16 protein-coding genes are annotated in these 15389 nt (G+C 61.7%); 3 read left to right on the top strand and 13 right to left on the bottom strand.

From position 1 onward, the window contains the following. The 8 genes from rpe to NKH03_RS23750 are packed head-to-tail and all read right to left on the bottom strand — an operon-like array spanning position 1 to position 8612. On the bottom strand, positions 1-687 hold the full coding sequence (gene rpe / locus NKH03_RS23785) for a ribulose-phosphate 3-epimerase (RefSeq protein ID WP_352970871.1): 687 nt from the start codon (positions 685-687) through the stop codon (positions 1-3). Beyond that, positions 684-1622: a CbbX protein gene (cbbX, locus tag NKH03_RS23780; RefSeq protein ID WP_352970869.1), complete on the bottom strand. Its 939-nt coding sequence runs from the start codon at positions 1620-1622 to the stop codon at positions 684-686. The genes rpe and cbbX overlap by 4 nt, the downstream gene beginning before the upstream one ends. A 24-nt stretch (positions 1623-1646) precedes the next feature. Then, positions 1647-2066 (bottom strand): ribulose bisphosphate carboxylase small subunit, encoded by a 420-nt coding sequence (locus NKH03_RS23775; RefSeq protein WP_352970867.1) that lies wholly within the window; start codon positions 2064-2066, stop codon positions 1647-1649. Positions 2067-2077: 11 nt separating this feature from the next. After that, positions 2078-3538, bottom strand: coding sequence for a form I ribulose bisphosphate carboxylase large subunit (locus tag NKH03_RS23770; RefSeq protein ID WP_352970865.1), 1461 nt, complete (start codon positions 3536-3538; stop codon positions 2078-2080). Positions 3539-3573: 35 nt separating this feature from the next. Further along, entirely contained in the window at positions 3574-4653 is a 1080-nt protein-coding gene (fba, locus tag NKH03_RS23765; protein ID WP_352970863.1) for a class II fructose-bisphosphate aldolase, read from the bottom strand. Positions 4654-4664: 11 nt separating this feature from the next. Then, positions 4665-6671: a transketolase gene (gene tkt / locus NKH03_RS23760; protein ID WP_352970861.1), complete on the bottom strand. Its 2007-nt coding sequence runs from the start codon at positions 6669-6671 to the stop codon at positions 4665-4667. 10 nt (positions 6672-6681) lie between these two features. Continuing rightward, positions 6682-7554 carry a phosphoribulokinase gene (locus tag NKH03_RS23755; RefSeq protein WP_352970859.1) on the bottom strand — a complete coding sequence of 291 codons (873 nt, stop codon included), beginning with the start codon at positions 7552-7554 and terminating at the stop codon, positions 6682-6684. An 8-nt stretch (positions 7555-7562) separates the two neighbouring features. Continuing rightward, a complete protein-coding gene (locus NKH03_RS23750) occupies positions 7563-8612 on the bottom strand; it encodes a class 1 fructose-bisphosphatase (protein ID WP_352970857.1) in 1050 nt (349 codons plus the stop codon). 121 nt (positions 8613-8733) lie between these two features. Here NKH03_RS23750 and NKH03_RS23745 point away from each other — a divergent pair, with 121 nt between their 5' ends. Together NKH03_RS23745 and NKH03_RS23740 are read left to right on the top strand one after the other, a co-directional pair. Then, a complete protein-coding gene (locus NKH03_RS23745) occupies positions 8734-9723 on the top strand; it encodes a LysR family transcriptional regulator (protein WP_352970854.1) in 990 nt (329 codons plus the stop codon). Positions 9724-9942: 219 nt separating this feature from the next. After that, a complete protein-coding gene (locus NKH03_RS23740) occupies positions 9943-10143 on the top strand; it encodes a hypothetical protein (RefSeq protein WP_352873240.1) in 201 nt (66 codons plus the stop codon). Positions 10144-10167: 24 nt separating this feature from the next. Here NKH03_RS23740 and NKH03_RS23735 read toward each other — a convergent pair whose 3' ends face one another. From NKH03_RS23735 to NKH03_RS23715, 5 genes are all read right to left on the bottom strand, one after another. Further along, positions 10168-10797: a hypothetical protein gene (locus NKH03_RS23735; RefSeq protein WP_352970852.1), complete on the bottom strand. Its 630-nt coding sequence runs from the start codon at positions 10795-10797 to the stop codon at positions 10168-10170. After that, complete coding sequence (locus tag NKH03_RS23730; RefSeq protein WP_502913551.1) at positions 10797-11672, bottom strand: ABC transporter permease; 876 nt, start codon at positions 11670-11672, stop codon at positions 10797-10799. Before NKH03_RS23730 ends, NKH03_RS23735 begins: the two co-directional genes overlap by 1 nt. Further along, positions 11669-12457: a lanthanide ABC transporter ATP-binding protein PedB/LutE gene (locus NKH03_RS23725; RefSeq protein WP_352970849.1), complete on the bottom strand. Its 789-nt coding sequence runs from the start codon at positions 12455-12457 to the stop codon at positions 11669-11671. Before NKH03_RS23725 ends, NKH03_RS23730 begins: the two co-directional genes overlap by 4 nt. A gap of 66 nt (positions 12458-12523) precedes the next feature. Beyond that, entirely contained in the window at positions 12524-13450 is a 927-nt protein-coding gene (locus NKH03_RS23720) for a PQQ-dependent catabolism-associated beta-propeller protein (protein ID WP_502911067.1), read from the bottom strand. 64 nt (positions 13451-13514) lie between these two features. Beyond that, a complete protein-coding gene (locus NKH03_RS23715) occupies positions 13515-14753 on the bottom strand; it encodes a lanthanide ABC transporter ABC transporter substrate-binding protein PedA1 (RefSeq protein ID WP_352970847.1) in 1239 nt (412 codons plus the stop codon). 383 nt (positions 14754-15136) lie between these two features. On the opposite strand from NKH03_RS23715, the gene NKH03_RS23710 reads away from it, so the two are divergent. Continuing rightward, the coding region (locus NKH03_RS23710; protein WP_352970845.1) for an alcohol dehydrogenase catalytic domain-containing protein at positions 15137-15389 on the top strand (253 nt) is incomplete at its 3' end.

Here is a 15389-nt window from a genome sequence, read left to right as displayed (position 1 = left end):
TCACGTGGCTCGCCGGATTGCCCCGTCGGCGGCCTGTCTGATCGCGCCGATATTGGCGCGATAGGCAACCTCGGTGCCGCCCTTGAAGACGGCAGACCCGGCGACCAGTACATTGGCGCCGGCTGCGGTGACCAGGGGAGCTGTCTCAGGCGTGACCCCACCGTCGATCTGGATGTCGATGGGACGTTGGCCGACGAGCGCTTTGACACGCCTGACCTTGTCGATAACCGCTGAAATGAAGGCCTGGCCGCCGAAACCCGGATTGACCGTCATCAAAAGCACAAGATCGAGCCGGTCGAGAACATATTCTATGACGCTTTCCGGCGTCGACGGATTCAGCGACACGCCGGCCTTCTTGCCGAGACTCCTGATCGCCTGCAGCGAACGGTCGAGATGCGGCCCGGCCTCGGCATGCACCGTGATGATATCGCAACCGGCAGCGGCGAAAGCAGCGAGATAGGGATCGGCCGGCGCGATCATCAGATGACAGTCGAAGACCTTGTCCGTTCGATCGCGGATTGTCTTGATCACCGGCGGGCCGAAGGTGATGTTAGGAACGAAATGCCCATCCATCACGTCGAGATGAATCCAATCAGCGCCTGCCCGCGCGACCGCTTCGACCTCGTCGCCAAGCCGCGAGAAAGCTGACGACAGAACGGAAGCGGCGATGATGGTCTTTGCGGTCATTTGCTTTCTCTTTCCCTTGGATCAACCGCGAACACCCGGCTGGCGGTAATGTCCTCGGCGGAGATCGTCGACAGCGTCTTTGCGTCGAGAGGTCCCTTGGCGCTCTCGAATAGGCGGCTGGCCTGCCTCAGCCGTGCCCGGTCGAGCGCGTTGCGGATCGAACGAGCATTGGCGAAATGCGGCTGCGCGCGGCGGCGTGCAACGTAGTCGGCCATTGCGGCGGTTGCCTTCGTATCAAACAGATAATTTTGCTGGTCGAGCATTTGTTCCGCGATCCTGAGAAGCTCGTCGTCGGAATAGTCGGGAAAGTCGATGTGGTGGGCAATGCGCGAGCGGAATCCCGGATTGCTTTCGAAGAAGCGCTCCATCCGCTGCACGTAGCCGGCGAGGATCACCACCAGGTCGTCGCGCTGGTTCTCCATCACCTGCAGCAGGATCTCGATCGCCTCCTGGCCGTAATCGCGTTCGTTCTCGGGGCGATAGAGGTAGTAGGCCTCGTCGATGAACAGCACGCCGCCCATCGCCTTCTTCAGGATCTCCTTGGTCTTCGGGGCGGTGTGGCCGATATACTGGCCGACCATGTCGTCCCGGGTAACCGAAACCAGATGGCCCTTGCGGATATAGCCCAGCCGATGCAGCAGGTCGGCCATTCGCAGCGCGACGGTCGTCTTGCCGGTGCCGGGATTGCCGGTGAAGCTCATATGCAGTGTCGGCGTTTCGTGGGCGAGGCCCATGCGGCGGCGCGCCCGCTCAACCAGCAGGAGCGCCGCCGTCTCGCGGATTCGTCTTTTGACCGGGGCAAGCCCGATCAGCTCGCGGTCGAGCTCGGTCAGGATGTCCTTGACGCCGGAAGTTTCGAATTCCTCATGCAGGTCGATCGCCGCAGGGACGGCGTTTTGGGTCACTTCCGTTTCGGCAAAGGCTGGCGCCGACATGGCATTCTCCTCTTGTCCCGATGATCAGCCGTACCTCGTTCCAGCTGGCTTGTCGGCGGCATAGGGCTTGGTGGTGTACCGGATCATGCGGCCTGCGCTCTCCTGCCGCTCGAGCCGATAGCCGGGTTCCTCTACCGGGCGGTTGACGATGAAGGAGAGCTTGACCGATTCCCAGCCATGCGAGGAATCGAAGGCGACGACCCGGATATAGCGGTCGCCATAGAGCTTGCGGCATGCGTTCAGCTCCAGCATCAGCGCCGCCGCGTCGGGATTGTCGAACATCGGATGATCCCACATGTCCCAATAGGTGTTGCGCGGGTGCGGATCGTCGGTGAACTCGAGGCTGACAGCCCACCTGTTGTCGATGCAATACTGCACCTGCGCGCGGATCTGGCCGTCCGTCAGGTCGGGCAGGAAAGAAAAGGCCCCTTGGGTGATACGCATGACTGTTCTCCTTATTCGGCCGCCGTTGCCACAGGGACAAAGTCCGGCGTGTCGGTCGAGGCGTAGTTGAATGTCACGTCCTTCCAGACATCGAGCGCCTGTCGCAGCGGCAGGCATGACCGGGCGGCGTGCTCGAGGATGTCGGGCCCTTCCCGCAGGTAGTCGCGGCCCTCGTTGCGGGCGAAGATCATCGCTTCGAGAGCCACCCTGTTCGCGGTAGCGCCGGCCGCGATCCCCATCGGATGGCCGATGGTGCCGCCGCCGAACTGGAGCACGACGTCTTCGCCGAGCAGATCGATGAGCTGATGCATCTGGCCGGCATGGATGCCGCCCGATGCCACTGGCATCAGCTTGTTGAGCGATGCCCAGTGTTGGTCGAAGAAGATGCCGTTCTCCAGCTTCATCGGGTTATAGTTCCCGCGGCAGACGTCGTAGTAGCCCCTTGTCGTCGCGGGATCGCCTTCGAGCTTGCCGACGACGGTGCCGGCATGGATGTGGTCGACGCCGGCAAGCCGCATCCATTTGGCAATGACGCGGAAGGAGACGCCATGCGACTTCTGCCGTGTGTAGGTCGAATGGCCGGCGCGATGCAGGTGCAGGATCATATCGTGCCTGCGCGCCCATCTCGCCATTGACTGGATTGCCGTGTAGCCGATCACGAGGTCGATCATGACGATGTTGGAGCCGAGTTCCTTGGCGAAGCCGGCCCGTTCGTACATGTCCTCCATGGTAGCCGCGGTCACGTTGAGATAGGTCCCCTTGATCTCGCCCGTCTCTGCCTGTGCCTTGTTGACCGCCTCCATGCAGTAGAGAAAGCGCTCGCGCCAATGCATGAAGGGCTGCGAGTTGATGTTCTCGTCGTCCTTGGTGAAATCGAGCCCGCCTTTCAGCGCCTCGTAGACGACACGGCCGTAATTGCGGCCCGAAAGGCCGAGCTTCGGCTTGACGGTGGCGCCGAGCAGCGGACGGCCGAACTTGTCGAGGCGCTCGCGCTCGACGACGATGCCGGTCGCCGGACCCTGGAAGGTCTTTACGTATGCGACAGGAAAACGCATGTCTTCCAGCCGCAATGCCTTCAACGGCTTGAAACCGAAGACGTTGCCGATGATCGACGCCGAAAGATTGGCTATCGAACCCGGCTCGAACAGGTCGAGGTCATAGGCGATGTAGGCAAAATATTGGCCGGGCGCGTTCGGTACCGGGTCGACCCGATAGGCCTTGGCGCGATATTTTTCTGTCGCCGTCAACCGGTCTGTCCAGACCACCGTCCAGGTCGCGGTCGAGGATTCGCCGGCGACGGCTGCCGCGGCCTCAATGGGGTCGACGCCATCCTGCGGCGTGATCCTGAACACCGAGATTATGTCGGTATCCTTCGGCTCATAATCGGGCTCCCAATAGCCCATCTTCTTGTATGCCATGACACCGGATCTGTAGCGCTCCTTGCCGGTCACGGTTTCTGATCTGTTGGGCATGACGCTGGTCCTTTCCTTTTTTGGCGGACCGCCGCTCAGGCGGCTTTCGCGGTTGCGATTTGCGGGTCGAGTTTTCCCGCGGCGTAGCGTTTCGCCATCTCGTCCATGGCGATGACCTTGATCTTGGAGGCGTTGCCCGCGGTGCCGAAGCGTTCGAAACGATCGCCGCAAAGGTCGCTCAAGGCGTCCATTGCGGGTTTGAGGAATTTGCGCGGATCGAATTCGCCCGGATGCTGCGTCGCGACGCGACGGAATTGCCCGGCCATGGCCATGCGGCAATCGGTGTCGATGTTGACCTTGCGCACCCCGTGGCGGATGCCGCGCTCGATCTCCTCGACCGGAACGCCGAAGGTCTGGGGCATCTCGCCGCCGTAGGTGTTGATGATGTCCTGCAGTTCCTGCGGCACGGAGGACGAACCGTGCATGACCAGATGCGTGTTCGGCAGCTTCTCATGGATCGCCTCGATCACCTGCATGGCCAGAATGTCGCCATCCGGCTTGCGCGTGAACTTGTAGGCACCGTGGGAGGTGCCGCAGGCAATCGCCAGCGCATCGACGTGGGTGGCGATCACGAAGTCGACCGCCTGGTCGGGGTCCGTCAGGAGTTGGTCGTGCGATAGCGTGCCCTCTGCGCCGTGACCATCCTCGGCCTCGCCCTGGCCGGTTTCCAACGAGCCGAGGACGCCAAGCTCGCCTTCGACGGAAGCACCGACCCAATGCGCCAGGCGCGCGACGCGTTCGGTGATGGCGACTTTGTAGTCATAGCTTGCCGGGGTTTTGGCGTCCGCCATCAACGACCCATCCATCATCACCGAGGTGAAGCCGTGGCGGATCGCCGAAAGGCAGGTGGCTTCGCTGTTGCCGTGATCCTGATGGAAACACAGCGGAATGGCCGGATGGAGTTCTGTCAACGCCTCCATCATTTTGGCCAGCATGATGTCGTTGGCATAGGAGCGGGCGCCGCGCGAGGCCTGGAGAATTACCGGCGCGTCGCAGGCCCTGGCCGCTTCCATGATGGCGAGGCCCTGTTCCATGTTGTTGATGTTGAATGCAGGCACGCCGTAACCGTGCTCGGCGGCATGGTCGAGAAGCTGGCGAAGGGTGATGCGGGCCATTGTCGGTCCTCTTAGATGATGAGCTTCAGCGCCGCCGCAGCGACGGCTTCGGGTGTGATGTCGAAATGCCGGTAAAGGTCCGAGGCGGGAGCACTGGCGCCAAAGCCGGTCATGCCGACAAAGATGCCGATATCGCCGATCCAGCGGTCCCAACCGAGACGGGCGGCCGCCTCAACGGCGACGCGCGGCGCAGAGCCGAGGACCGACTTCCGGTAGTCGGGATCTTGTTCCTCGAACAGTTCCCAGCAAGGCATAGAGACGACCGCGGCGGCTATGCCGTGTTCGCTCTGCAACCATTCGGCGGCGGCAACGGCGATCTCGATCTCCGAGCCGGTAGCGATCAGCGTCACCGCGCGGTGCGTGGATGGCTCGCGCAAGATGTAAGCGCCCCGCCTGGACAGGTTCTCGTGGCAGTGTGCCTGGCGCAGCATCGGCAGGTTCTGGCGCGAGAGCACAAGCACGCTCGGCCGCTTCCTGCTCTTCAGCGCCAGTTCCCAGCATTCCGCCGTCTCGATGATGTCGGCCGGACGGAAGACGTTGAGGTTCGGTGTCGCCCGCAACATCGCCAGGTGCTCGATCGGCTGATGGGTCGGGCCGTCCTCGCCAAGGCCGATGGAATCATGCGTCATCACATAGACGACACGCTGGCTCATGAGCGCCGAAAGCCGCATTGCGCCGCGAGCATAGTCGGCGAAGCACAAAAAGGTGCCGCCGTAGGGTACGAACCCTCCGTGCAGCGCGATGCCGTTCATGGCCGCGGCCATGCCGTGCTCGCGGATGCCGTAGTGAATGTAGCGGCCCGCATAACCACCTGGCACTATCCGATCCATGCCTTTGGTGATCGTCAGATTCGAATGCGTGAGATCGGCGGAGCCGCCGACCGTAAGCTCGGTTGCGCCGTTGATCGCGGTAAGCGCCATTTCGGAGGCCTTCCGCGTTGCAACTTTTGTTGCCTTCTGGACGTGCTCGCTGCGGAAGGCGCCAAGGGCCTCGAATACCGCGTCGGGCAATTTGCCGCCGATCGCGCGCTCGAAGGCCTTCCGCTTGGGCGAGGCGGCAAGCCGCCGCTCCCAGGCGCGCCGCGCTGCTTGCCCGCGCTCGGCAATCTCGCGCCATGCGGAAAGGATATCGTCCGGCACCGCGAACGGTGCGTAGGCCCAGCCGATGTTTTGGCGCGTCGCGGCAATCTCCGCATCGCCTAGCGGCGCACCATGCGTCTTTTCCGAACCGCCCAGGTTGGGCGCACCCTTGCCGATGACCGTGCGGCAGGCGATCAGAGACGGCCGATCCGAGTGCCGCGCGGTCTCGATTGCCGCGGCGACGGCCTCCAAGTCGTGGCCGTCCACCGATTTGACAAGCCATCCGGCGGCCCTGAAACGGGCCGGCTGATCCATCGAAGTGGACAACGATGTCGGACCATCGATCGAGATCGCATTGTCGTCCCAGAACACGACGAGACGGGAGAGCTTCAGGTGACCGGCAATGTCGATCGCCTCGTGGCTGATGCCTTCCTGCAGGCAGCCGTCGCCGGCGATCACGTAGGTAAAATGGTCGACGAGGTCGGCGCCATGGCGAGCGGCAAGCATGCGCTCGGCCAGCGCCATGCCGACGGCGGTCGAAATGCCTTGCCCGAGCGGACCGGTCGTCGTCTCGATGCCAAGTGCGTGGCCATGCTCCGGATGTCCGGCGGTACGGCTGCCCAGCTGACGGAATCGCTGCAATTCCTCGATTGGCATGTCTTCGTAGCCGAGCAGATGGTGCAGCGCATATTGCAGCATCGAGCCATGCCCGGCCGAAAGCACGAAGCGGTCGCGGTCGGGCCAATCGGGCTTGGACGGGTCGATGTTGACGAAGCGGCTGAACAGCACGGTCGCGACGTCGGCCATGCCCATCGGCATGCCTGGATGTCCGGAATTCGCTTTCTGGACGCTGTCCATCGCTAGCGCGCGAATGGCGTTTGCCATGTCGCGCTCCGAGACGGCGGCGGCGACAGATTTCAATGCTGCTTGGCTGTTCATGGCGTCCTCCTCACGACATACGGTTCTTGCGTTCCATCAATTGCAGGATGAGCGGAGTCAGGATCAGCTGCATGGCAAGGTCGAGCTTGTTGCCTGGCACCACGATGGAATTCGGCCGCGACATGAAACTGTCGTGGATCATCGACAGCAGGTAAGGGAAATCGATGCCGCGAGGATTGGCGAAGCGGATGACAAGCATCGATTCGTCGGGGGTCGGAATCCAGCGCGCTATGAACGGGTTGGAGGTGTCGACGATCGGCACGCGCTGGAAGTTGATCGCGGTCTGCGAGAATTGCGGGACGATGTAGCGGACATAGTCCGGCATGCGGCGCAGGATCACGTCCATTACCGCCTCGGTGGAATAGCCGCGCGTAGCGCGGTCGCGATGGATCTTCTGGATCCATTCGAGATTTATGACCGGCACCACGCCAATCTTGAGGTCCGCATGCCTGGCCAGGTTGATCTTGTCGGTGACGACGCAGCCATGCAGGCCTTCGTAGAAGAGCAGGTCACTCGGAGCGAATTCGCGCCATTCGGTGAAAGTCCCCGGCGGTGTGCCGTATAGCTTCTCCTCGTCCTCGTCATGGACGTAGGTGCGGCTCCTTCCGGTTCCCCGGCGGCCATATTCCTCGAAAATCTCCTCGAGAATCTCCAACTCGTTGGCCTCGGCATGGAAGTGGGTGAAGTTCGGGTTGCCCGCCTTTTCCTTCTCGGCGACCTCGACCTTCATCGCCGCGCGGTCATAACGATGAAAGGCGTCGCCTTCGATGAAGGCTGCCTCGATGTTCTCGCGCCGGAAGATCAGCTCGAAGATGCGCTTGACCGAGGTTGTGCCGGCGCCCGACGACCCGGTGATGGTGATGATGGGATGCTTGGCTGACATGGTGTCGCTCAGGCTCTGAACAGGCCGCGGCGGCTGAACAGCGGCGCACGCTCGCCGATAGCGCTGGGTTCGGTGTGGTAGCGGGTGATGCGCGCGACTTCGCGCGCCGATCCAAAGACCACGGGTACGCGCTGGTGCAGGCTCTCGGGTTCGATTTCGAGGATGCGGGTGATCGTGTCGGTGGCAGCGCCGGCTGCCTGTTCGATCAGATAGGCGATCGGGTTGGCTTCATAGACGAGGCGCAGCCGTCCCTGTCGGTAACCCTTGCGCTGGTCACCGGGATACAGAAACACGCCGCCACGCATCAATATGCGATAGCAGTCGGCGACAAGCGAGGCGATCCAGCGCATGTTGAAGTCCTTCTCCCGTGGGCCTTCGATGCCTTCCAGGCAGTCGTCGACATAGAGGCGCACGGCCTCGTCCCAGTGGCGGTAGTTGGCGGCGTTGATGGCGAACTCCTGGGTCCGCTCGGGGATGATCCGGCTCTCGTAAGCTTGGACGAAGGTGCCCAACCTGGTCGAATGCACGAAGACATGCGTGCCGCTGCCGAGCGACAGAACGAGCGCCAGCTGCGGGCCGTAAATAAAGAACCCGGCGCCCAGCATGCTCACGCCTGCCTGCAAAAAGGAGGCGGCCGGAGAGGCGTTCGGCGCGCCAGTTGCAGGGAAGAGGGAGAAAATCGTCCCGACCGACACGTTGGTGTCGATATTGGAAGAGCCATCGAGCGGGTCGATGGCGATGGCGAGGGGGGCTTGGCTGTCGAGCAGGACTGGCTGCTCCAGCTCCTCGGAGGCATAGAGCGCGACCGGAGCGTGATGCATGGCGTCGAGGAAGATGTCGTCGGTGAAGACGTCGAGATCCGTCTGGACATCGCCGTTGGCATTGGCGCCGCGGGTCCCGGCAAAAGCGGCGCCTAGCACCCCTTGGTTGATGGCATTGCGGACCCTAGTGGCAGCCTGGGTGAGCTGACGGACGGTGGCCACGACCGCGGAGCGGCGTTCGTCCGGCGGGTCGCCGAGGTAGGAGTTGAGAAAAGCGTCGAGCGTTGCCGCTGGCATCGCAACCTCCGGTCCGGCCCTTGTCTGCTCAGGGCCGGCTGCGAGAGATGAAACCAAACGATCCGTGATAAGTAAAATTCAATAACTTTACTTGACCAATAAAAATAATTTAGTATGCCTCATGAGAAACCTGACGCTTAAGCAGTTCAAGACCGTGCAGGCAATCGTCAGCCTGGGGAAAATCGTCAGCGCGGCCAAGATGTTAGGCCTTTCTCCTCCAGCGCTGACGATCCAGTTGCGACAAGTGGAGGAGGAGTTCCAGCTGGCCTTGTTCGACCGGACATCGGACGGCATGCGTCCCACCGCCGCAGGACTGGCTTTTGTCGAGGCGGCGCAGGCTATCGAGGACCGGCTCCGCCTGCTCGACGACGAGATGGACGCCATCAAGGGCGTGCGCACCGGCAGGCTGAGACTCGGCGTCGTTTCCACCGCCAAATATTTCGCGCCCCGGCTCATGGCCGGCTTCATGAAGGAGCATCCCGACATCGACATGCGGCTTGCCATCGGCAATCGCGCCGGAACGATCGATAGTCTGAAGAATCACGACATAGACATCGCGCTGATGGGCCGTCCGCCCAAGGAAGTTTTGGTGCGCGCTTCGGTCTTCGGCGATCATCCGCTGGTTATCATCGCACCGCCCGAACACCCGCTGGCGTCGGCACGCGACATTTCCAAGGAAAGGATCGCCGAGGAGCATTTCCTTATTCGCGAGCCGGGCTCGGGCACGCGCATCTCGCTGGAGATATTCCTGGGTGACGTGCCCGGCCGGATCGACGATCTCGGCATCGAGATGGGGTCGAACGAGACTATCAAGCAAGCGGTGATGGCAGGTCTCGGCATCGCTTTCATCTCCGCCCACACAATTGCCGCGGAAACGGAAGCCGGCCGGCTCGTTATTCTCGACGTGATCGGCATGCCGATCCGCCGGCAATGGTTTTCGGTGATGCGCGCCGATCACGTGATCTCGCCGGCCCTGGCGACCTTCAACGATTTTCTGATGCGCAAGGGCGCAACGTACCTGCCCCTGTTCGGCAAATTGTATCCATACCCCGAAGCGAATGAAGCAGTACCGAGGCAACAAACGATGGCGCCCGGAAAACGACCGGGGTGAATCCCAATATCGGCCGTCGTGATCGTGCGAAAAGGCCCCGAGAAGGGCGTGAACAACGGTGGCCGCCGATGGTGGTCGGCCGGCTCGCATGTTATGTTGCTGCGTGGAAGGGCAGGGGCAGGCGCTTCACAAACGCAGCTAGACGGATGGGCAACCAACCCTGCAGGCAAATCGCTATGCGTCCCGGGCATGGGTTCGGGAGTTCGAAGGGAAGGGGCAATGCTTTATACAATCGTGATGATGGTCTGCATGACGGCGGTGCCGCAGATCTGCGAGCAACGCGAGGAAATGGCGGACGGCCTGGCCATGAATCCCGGAGTGGCCTTCATGCAGGCGCAGCCGCTGGTCGCCCATTGGCTGGAGACACATCCTGGCTATTTCGTGCAGCGTTGGCGTGTGCTGCCCGGCCGGGGAACCTGACGGGGCGCGTCTTCGAAGCAAGTGCTATTTCTTGGGGGCGAGCGTTTCCGAGACAGTCTTGGACAGCTGATAGAGCCGCTGCTCGATTATCGTGGGCACATCGCAGACATAAGTCAGCGATTGCGCACGCTCATTGAAGATTCGCGTCGCGAAATTCAGCTGGTCTGTCCGCCGCTCGACCTCGTCCTGATCCGTGTTGGGTTTTGCACGCAACGCATCGACTTCGGACGCTTCCTTGCGCAATTCGGCGGCCATTTCGAGCTGTCTGTGGGCGTAACGGGAAATGCCGGAAATCACGTGCGAACGCTCGGCGTCCATGTGGTCGAACATGCCCTGCTCGAGCATCGCCATTTTCGCCGCAAGCTGCCCGGCCGGCAGGGAGGACGCAAAATCCCTGATCTTCTTCTGTGCGTCTGCAATCGGCAGCCTGCGAGCTGCCACCTCCTCGACAAGGGCTGAGACCAGCCGGTCCTCCGACCAGTCCTTCGCCGCTGGTGGAAAGTCCGGTCCGTTCCAAACCTGGCCGAGCGAGAGTTGCGGCACCTTGCGCTGCACGCAGGGCCAGTCCGGATCGGCATTCGCGGCTATAGCGCTGGCGTGCGGTACGAGCATGGTAGCCGCAACCAGGCTGCGAGCGAGGCTCATCCGTTCCATCAACCGTTTCCTCCCGTGCCTTGTTTGCGGATCATCAGGCCGCGCGAAGGGTCATAAGCGATGATGGCGCCTCCCAGGAACAGCAGCGTGCAGCCGGCGACGACGCCCAGCGACACCCAGTCGACCTGCCCGTAGAAGGCGAAGCGGATAAGTTCGACGGCGTAGGTGAAAGGGTTGGCAAGGCAGAATTTGTAAAGAAGCGGGCTCGCTTCCTGGATGCGCCACAAGGGATAAAGTGCCGGAGAAGCGAAATAGCCGGGAAAGATGACGAAGTTCATGATGCCGGCGAAGTTTTCGAGCTGCTTGATCATCGAGGACAAAAGCATGCCGAGCGCACAAAGCATCATGCCTGACAGGAACAGGGCCGGCAGCACGAACAAATAGCCGAGCGGCGGCGCCTTGACGCCCCAGAACCAGGCAATGATCAGGAACGCGTAGACCTGCGCGATCGACACGGAAACACCGGCGAGCATCTTCGATAACAGCAGGTACCACCGGGGGAATGGACTGACCAGCAGGATGCGCATATTGCCCATCTCTCGGTCGTAGACCATCGACAGCGAAGACTGCATGCCTGAGAACAGCAGGATCATGCCGCACAAGCCTGGCGTGATGTAGACCTCATAGAGCACATAAGTCTTGTAGGGCGGGATGATCGAGACGCCGAGCACCTGCCGGAATCCGGCGGCAAAAATGAACAGCCAGACGAGCGGGCGAACCAGCGATGAGATGAAACGTTCGCGCTGGTGCAGGAAGCGCAGGCATTCCCGTACGACGACACCTTTGAGACAGATGAGATAGTGACGAAGGCCGAATGCGCCGGATGTCGCCGGCGTGACGGCGGCGACCTTTTCCGGCATTGCGGAAGCGCTCATGGCGAGATCTCCGCAATGCCGGCTGCTTCGCTGCGGCTGAGCCTCGAAAAGGCGTCGCGGATCGAACCAGCACCGCTTGCCTTGACGACGTCGGCCACCTTGCCCTTGGCGACCAGGTCACCCTGCCGCAGCACGATGACATGGTCGCCGTCATCAACCTCGTCGATCAGATGGGTGGCCCAAAGCACGCCGATGCCCTCGCTTTCGACCAAGTTCCGGATGGTGGCAAGAATGCCCGCGCGCGACTGGATGTCGAGACCAACCGTCGCCTCGTCGAGCAGCAGCAGGGGGGGACGGTGGAGCAGCGCCCTGGCGATCTCGATGCGCCGCATTTGGCCGCCGGAAAGGCTGCGAGCCTTGTCGTGCTGACGGCCCCGCATGTCGACTGTCTCGATCAGCGCTGCAATGCGCTGCCGGGCTTCATGCCGTCCGATGCCGTGCAGCGAGGCGTGATAGGAAAGGTTCTGGTATACGCTCAGATCGAGGTCGAGCGTGCGTGCCTGGAACACGATGCCGACACGTCTGAGCGCCTCGCCGGAAGCACGGCTGACGTCATGGCCGAAGATGCGGATCGATCCCCGGCGCGTGTCGTAAAGGTGGCTGATCAACGAGAACAGAGTTGTCTTGCCGGCACCATTGAGACCAAGCAGGGCGGTGAAAGTCGCCGGCGCGATCGAAAACGAGACGTCGTTGAGCGCCCGCTTCGGACCATAGGAATGGCAGACGCCGGCGACGTCGAGCGCCGCTACCTCATCTCCGTCTTGCCCCGCCCTGACATGCTGCATGGATGGCTCCTTCAGGATGTTTGCATAGCGCGCTCGACGTCGCCGGCGTCAGTCTTCCGGCTGCTTTCATTGGGGCGATATGACCACGCCCCAGGGCTGCTGGCCGACGGTGACCGACTGAACCGGTTCGTCGGTCGCCGTGTCGATGAAAGTGATGTCGTTGGAATTGCCGTTTGTGGTGATCAGTGTTTTCTGATCGGGGGTGAAGTCCAGATGCCAGACGCGCTGGCCGACGAGGATGTACTTTTCCACGCCGTAGCTTTCGGTGTTGATCACCGCGACATGGTTCGCCGGGCCGAGCGCGACATAGGCCTTCTTGCCGTCGGCGCTGATGGCGATGCCTACCGGCTGAATAGTTTCGGCCCGTAACCCCGGAATCGCGAACTTGATCTTCTTCACGACCTCGCGCCTGGCGTTATCGATGACGCTGACGGTGCCGCCGACCTCGGCACTGACCCAGATCTGCGATCCGTCGGGCGTGAACGCAGCGAAGCGCGGGCGCGTGTCAACCAGCACGTTGTCGGTCACGTCATGGCTCTCGGTGTCGATGAAATGCGCCATGCTGGTGGTCTCTGAGGTGTTGACCATGGTCTTGCCGTCGGGGCTGACGGCCATGCCCTCCGGCTCCACACCAACCGGAATCTCGGTCTTTATTTCCTTGCTGTCGACGTCGATCGCGGTGACCAGATTGTCGTTTTCGTTGGCGACGTAGAGCGTCTTGCCGTCGGGCGAAAGCACGAACAATTCGGGATCGTCGCCGGAGGGCAGCGTGCCGACGACCTGCAGCGTCGCGGTGTCGATGATTTGGATTGCGTTGTCGTCGCTGGCGCACAAGTAGATGAACTTGCCGTCGTGCGAGATGGTGACGCCGCGCGGTCTCTGGCCGACGTCGACCGTCTTGACAACCTGCATGGTTGCCGTATCGACGACAGTCATCGTATTGTCCTTCTCATTGGAGACATAGGCCGTGTAGGCCGATGCCGAGCCGGCCATGAGGCCGAATGCGACAATGGCGAATACGCAAGCTCGGCTCTGCACGAATTCCTCCCGATTGGCGCTACTTGAGAACGCATTTCGTTTCCGGTTGATCGATGCCGAGGGTGTCGAGCTCGGAGACCTGATGGAGATAGCCTTCCTGGGGAGATGTCGAAACGACCGATTTGGCATCGCCAAGCAGGATCGGCTGGCGAAGCTGGAGGTTCCATTTGCGGAAGGTCAGCTTCTGTCCCTTGAAGGCGGCGACCGAGAAATCGTCCGAGCGGATATAATCGCTGATCTTTTTCGGATCGTCGCCATTGGTGCGCGTGGTGGCTTCGCCGATGGCACGCACGGCCGTCCAGGCCGACATGTCCTTGGACAGCATTCGCCGACCTGTCGTCCTCAGGAAGCGACTTTGCATCTGGATGCCGCCCCACTGCTCACTCGCGGGGTGCCATGATGATGCCACGATACCGGCCGTGCCTGCGACCAGCCTCGACGTCCAGGTGCGGTACGGTACGTAGGTCCCGAACACCTCGCTTTCATCGGCCACAAGCAGCACGTCATGCTCCGGGAAGTCTTGCGTGAATACCGAGATCTGCTGCTGTATCTGCGTGGCTCCGGTATCGGTGCGGCGCGCCGTGCCGGTGTCCTTGAATTCCTTCTCCGCGACGATCTGGCCACCGAAGCGGGCTGCCGCGCGGCGTAACGCGTCCGCATAGAGGTGGTCCTGCTCATGCGAACCGTAAAGCAGCACCCAGTTCGGCCATTTCTTCACCATGAGATACTGCGCCAGCGCGTCGGCGAGCATGCTTCGCGTCGGCGCGATGTGGAAGACATTTACGCGGCAGTCCTCTTCGCGCAGGCTATCGTCGGGGGCGCCGACGTTGAAGATCAGCACGCTCTTGTCGAGGGCGATGTCGGCGATCGACAGTAATTGTTTGGCCGAGACGTCCGCAACCACGTAGCGGTCGCCCTTGGCGACTAGGTCGTCGAATGCCTGAACCGCGTCCGATTCCGGGCTTATCTCGGTAACGTCGAGGCTGAATTTCTGATTGATGAACTTCCCGGTCGTATTGTTGTCGCCGATAGCGACATTGGCACCGGCGAGACCTTCGTCACGCGGCGGCACGTCGAGCAGCGAAAGCATCAGTCGCGGCGCGTAGGCCCGCAAATAGCCTATCTTGATTTCGGTTATCTTTGCGTCCGGCTTGATCGCGCCCGCCCGCTGCAAAGTCACTTGCTGGCCCAACGCACCAGCGGTTAGGGACAGAAAGCACAAAAGGGCCGCCAAGGTGCCCGGCACCGCACTTGTCATCGACAAATTACCACTTCTTGCGCTTACTCGATCGTTGCCGAGCGAAGCCAAGGTGCCCCAGGTGAGCTTAGTGAACCTGAGGGATTTATCAACCTTTTGAGCAGGCGTTCTGGCTCTGCTTTAGTCCTACTCCCGCGGCAATGAGGTAGCCGTCAGGGCTTCCCCGGAACTGTCGGAAAGTTCCGAACTGATCAGCATCGTGTCCATAACGCGGCTGCCTTGAGGCGGGTGAGGTGGAGGACCTTGGTAGAATAGACTTATGAGGTGGATCGTTGGATTATTACGATCTCACGGCAACCTGGAAACGGACATTTTGTATTGCGAGGCAGGCCGCAAACCCGCCGGAACATGAAATTCTTCGACTGCCTTGGGAGGAATGCCTGATGAAAACGCGTGCCGCAGTCGCAGTCGCCGCCGGAAAGCCGTTGGAGATCATGGAGGTCGACCTCGAGGGTCCGCGCGACGGCGAGGTGCTGGTCGAGATCAAGGCGACCGGCATCTGCCACACCGACGAGTTCACGCTGTCTGGCGCCGACCCTGAAGGCCTGTTCCCGGCGATCCTCGGCCATGAGGGTGCCGGCATCGTCGTCGATGTCGGCAAGGGCGTCACCTCGGTCAAGAAGGGCGATCACGTCA

The organism is Mesorhizobium sp. M1406 (assembly GCF_040317555.1).
Lineage (GTDB): Bacteria > Pseudomonadota > Alphaproteobacteria > Rhizobiales > Rhizobiaceae > Mesorhizobium.
Note: the sequence above shows the minus strand (reverse complement) of the source record. Positions and strands in the feature narration are given on the sequence as shown.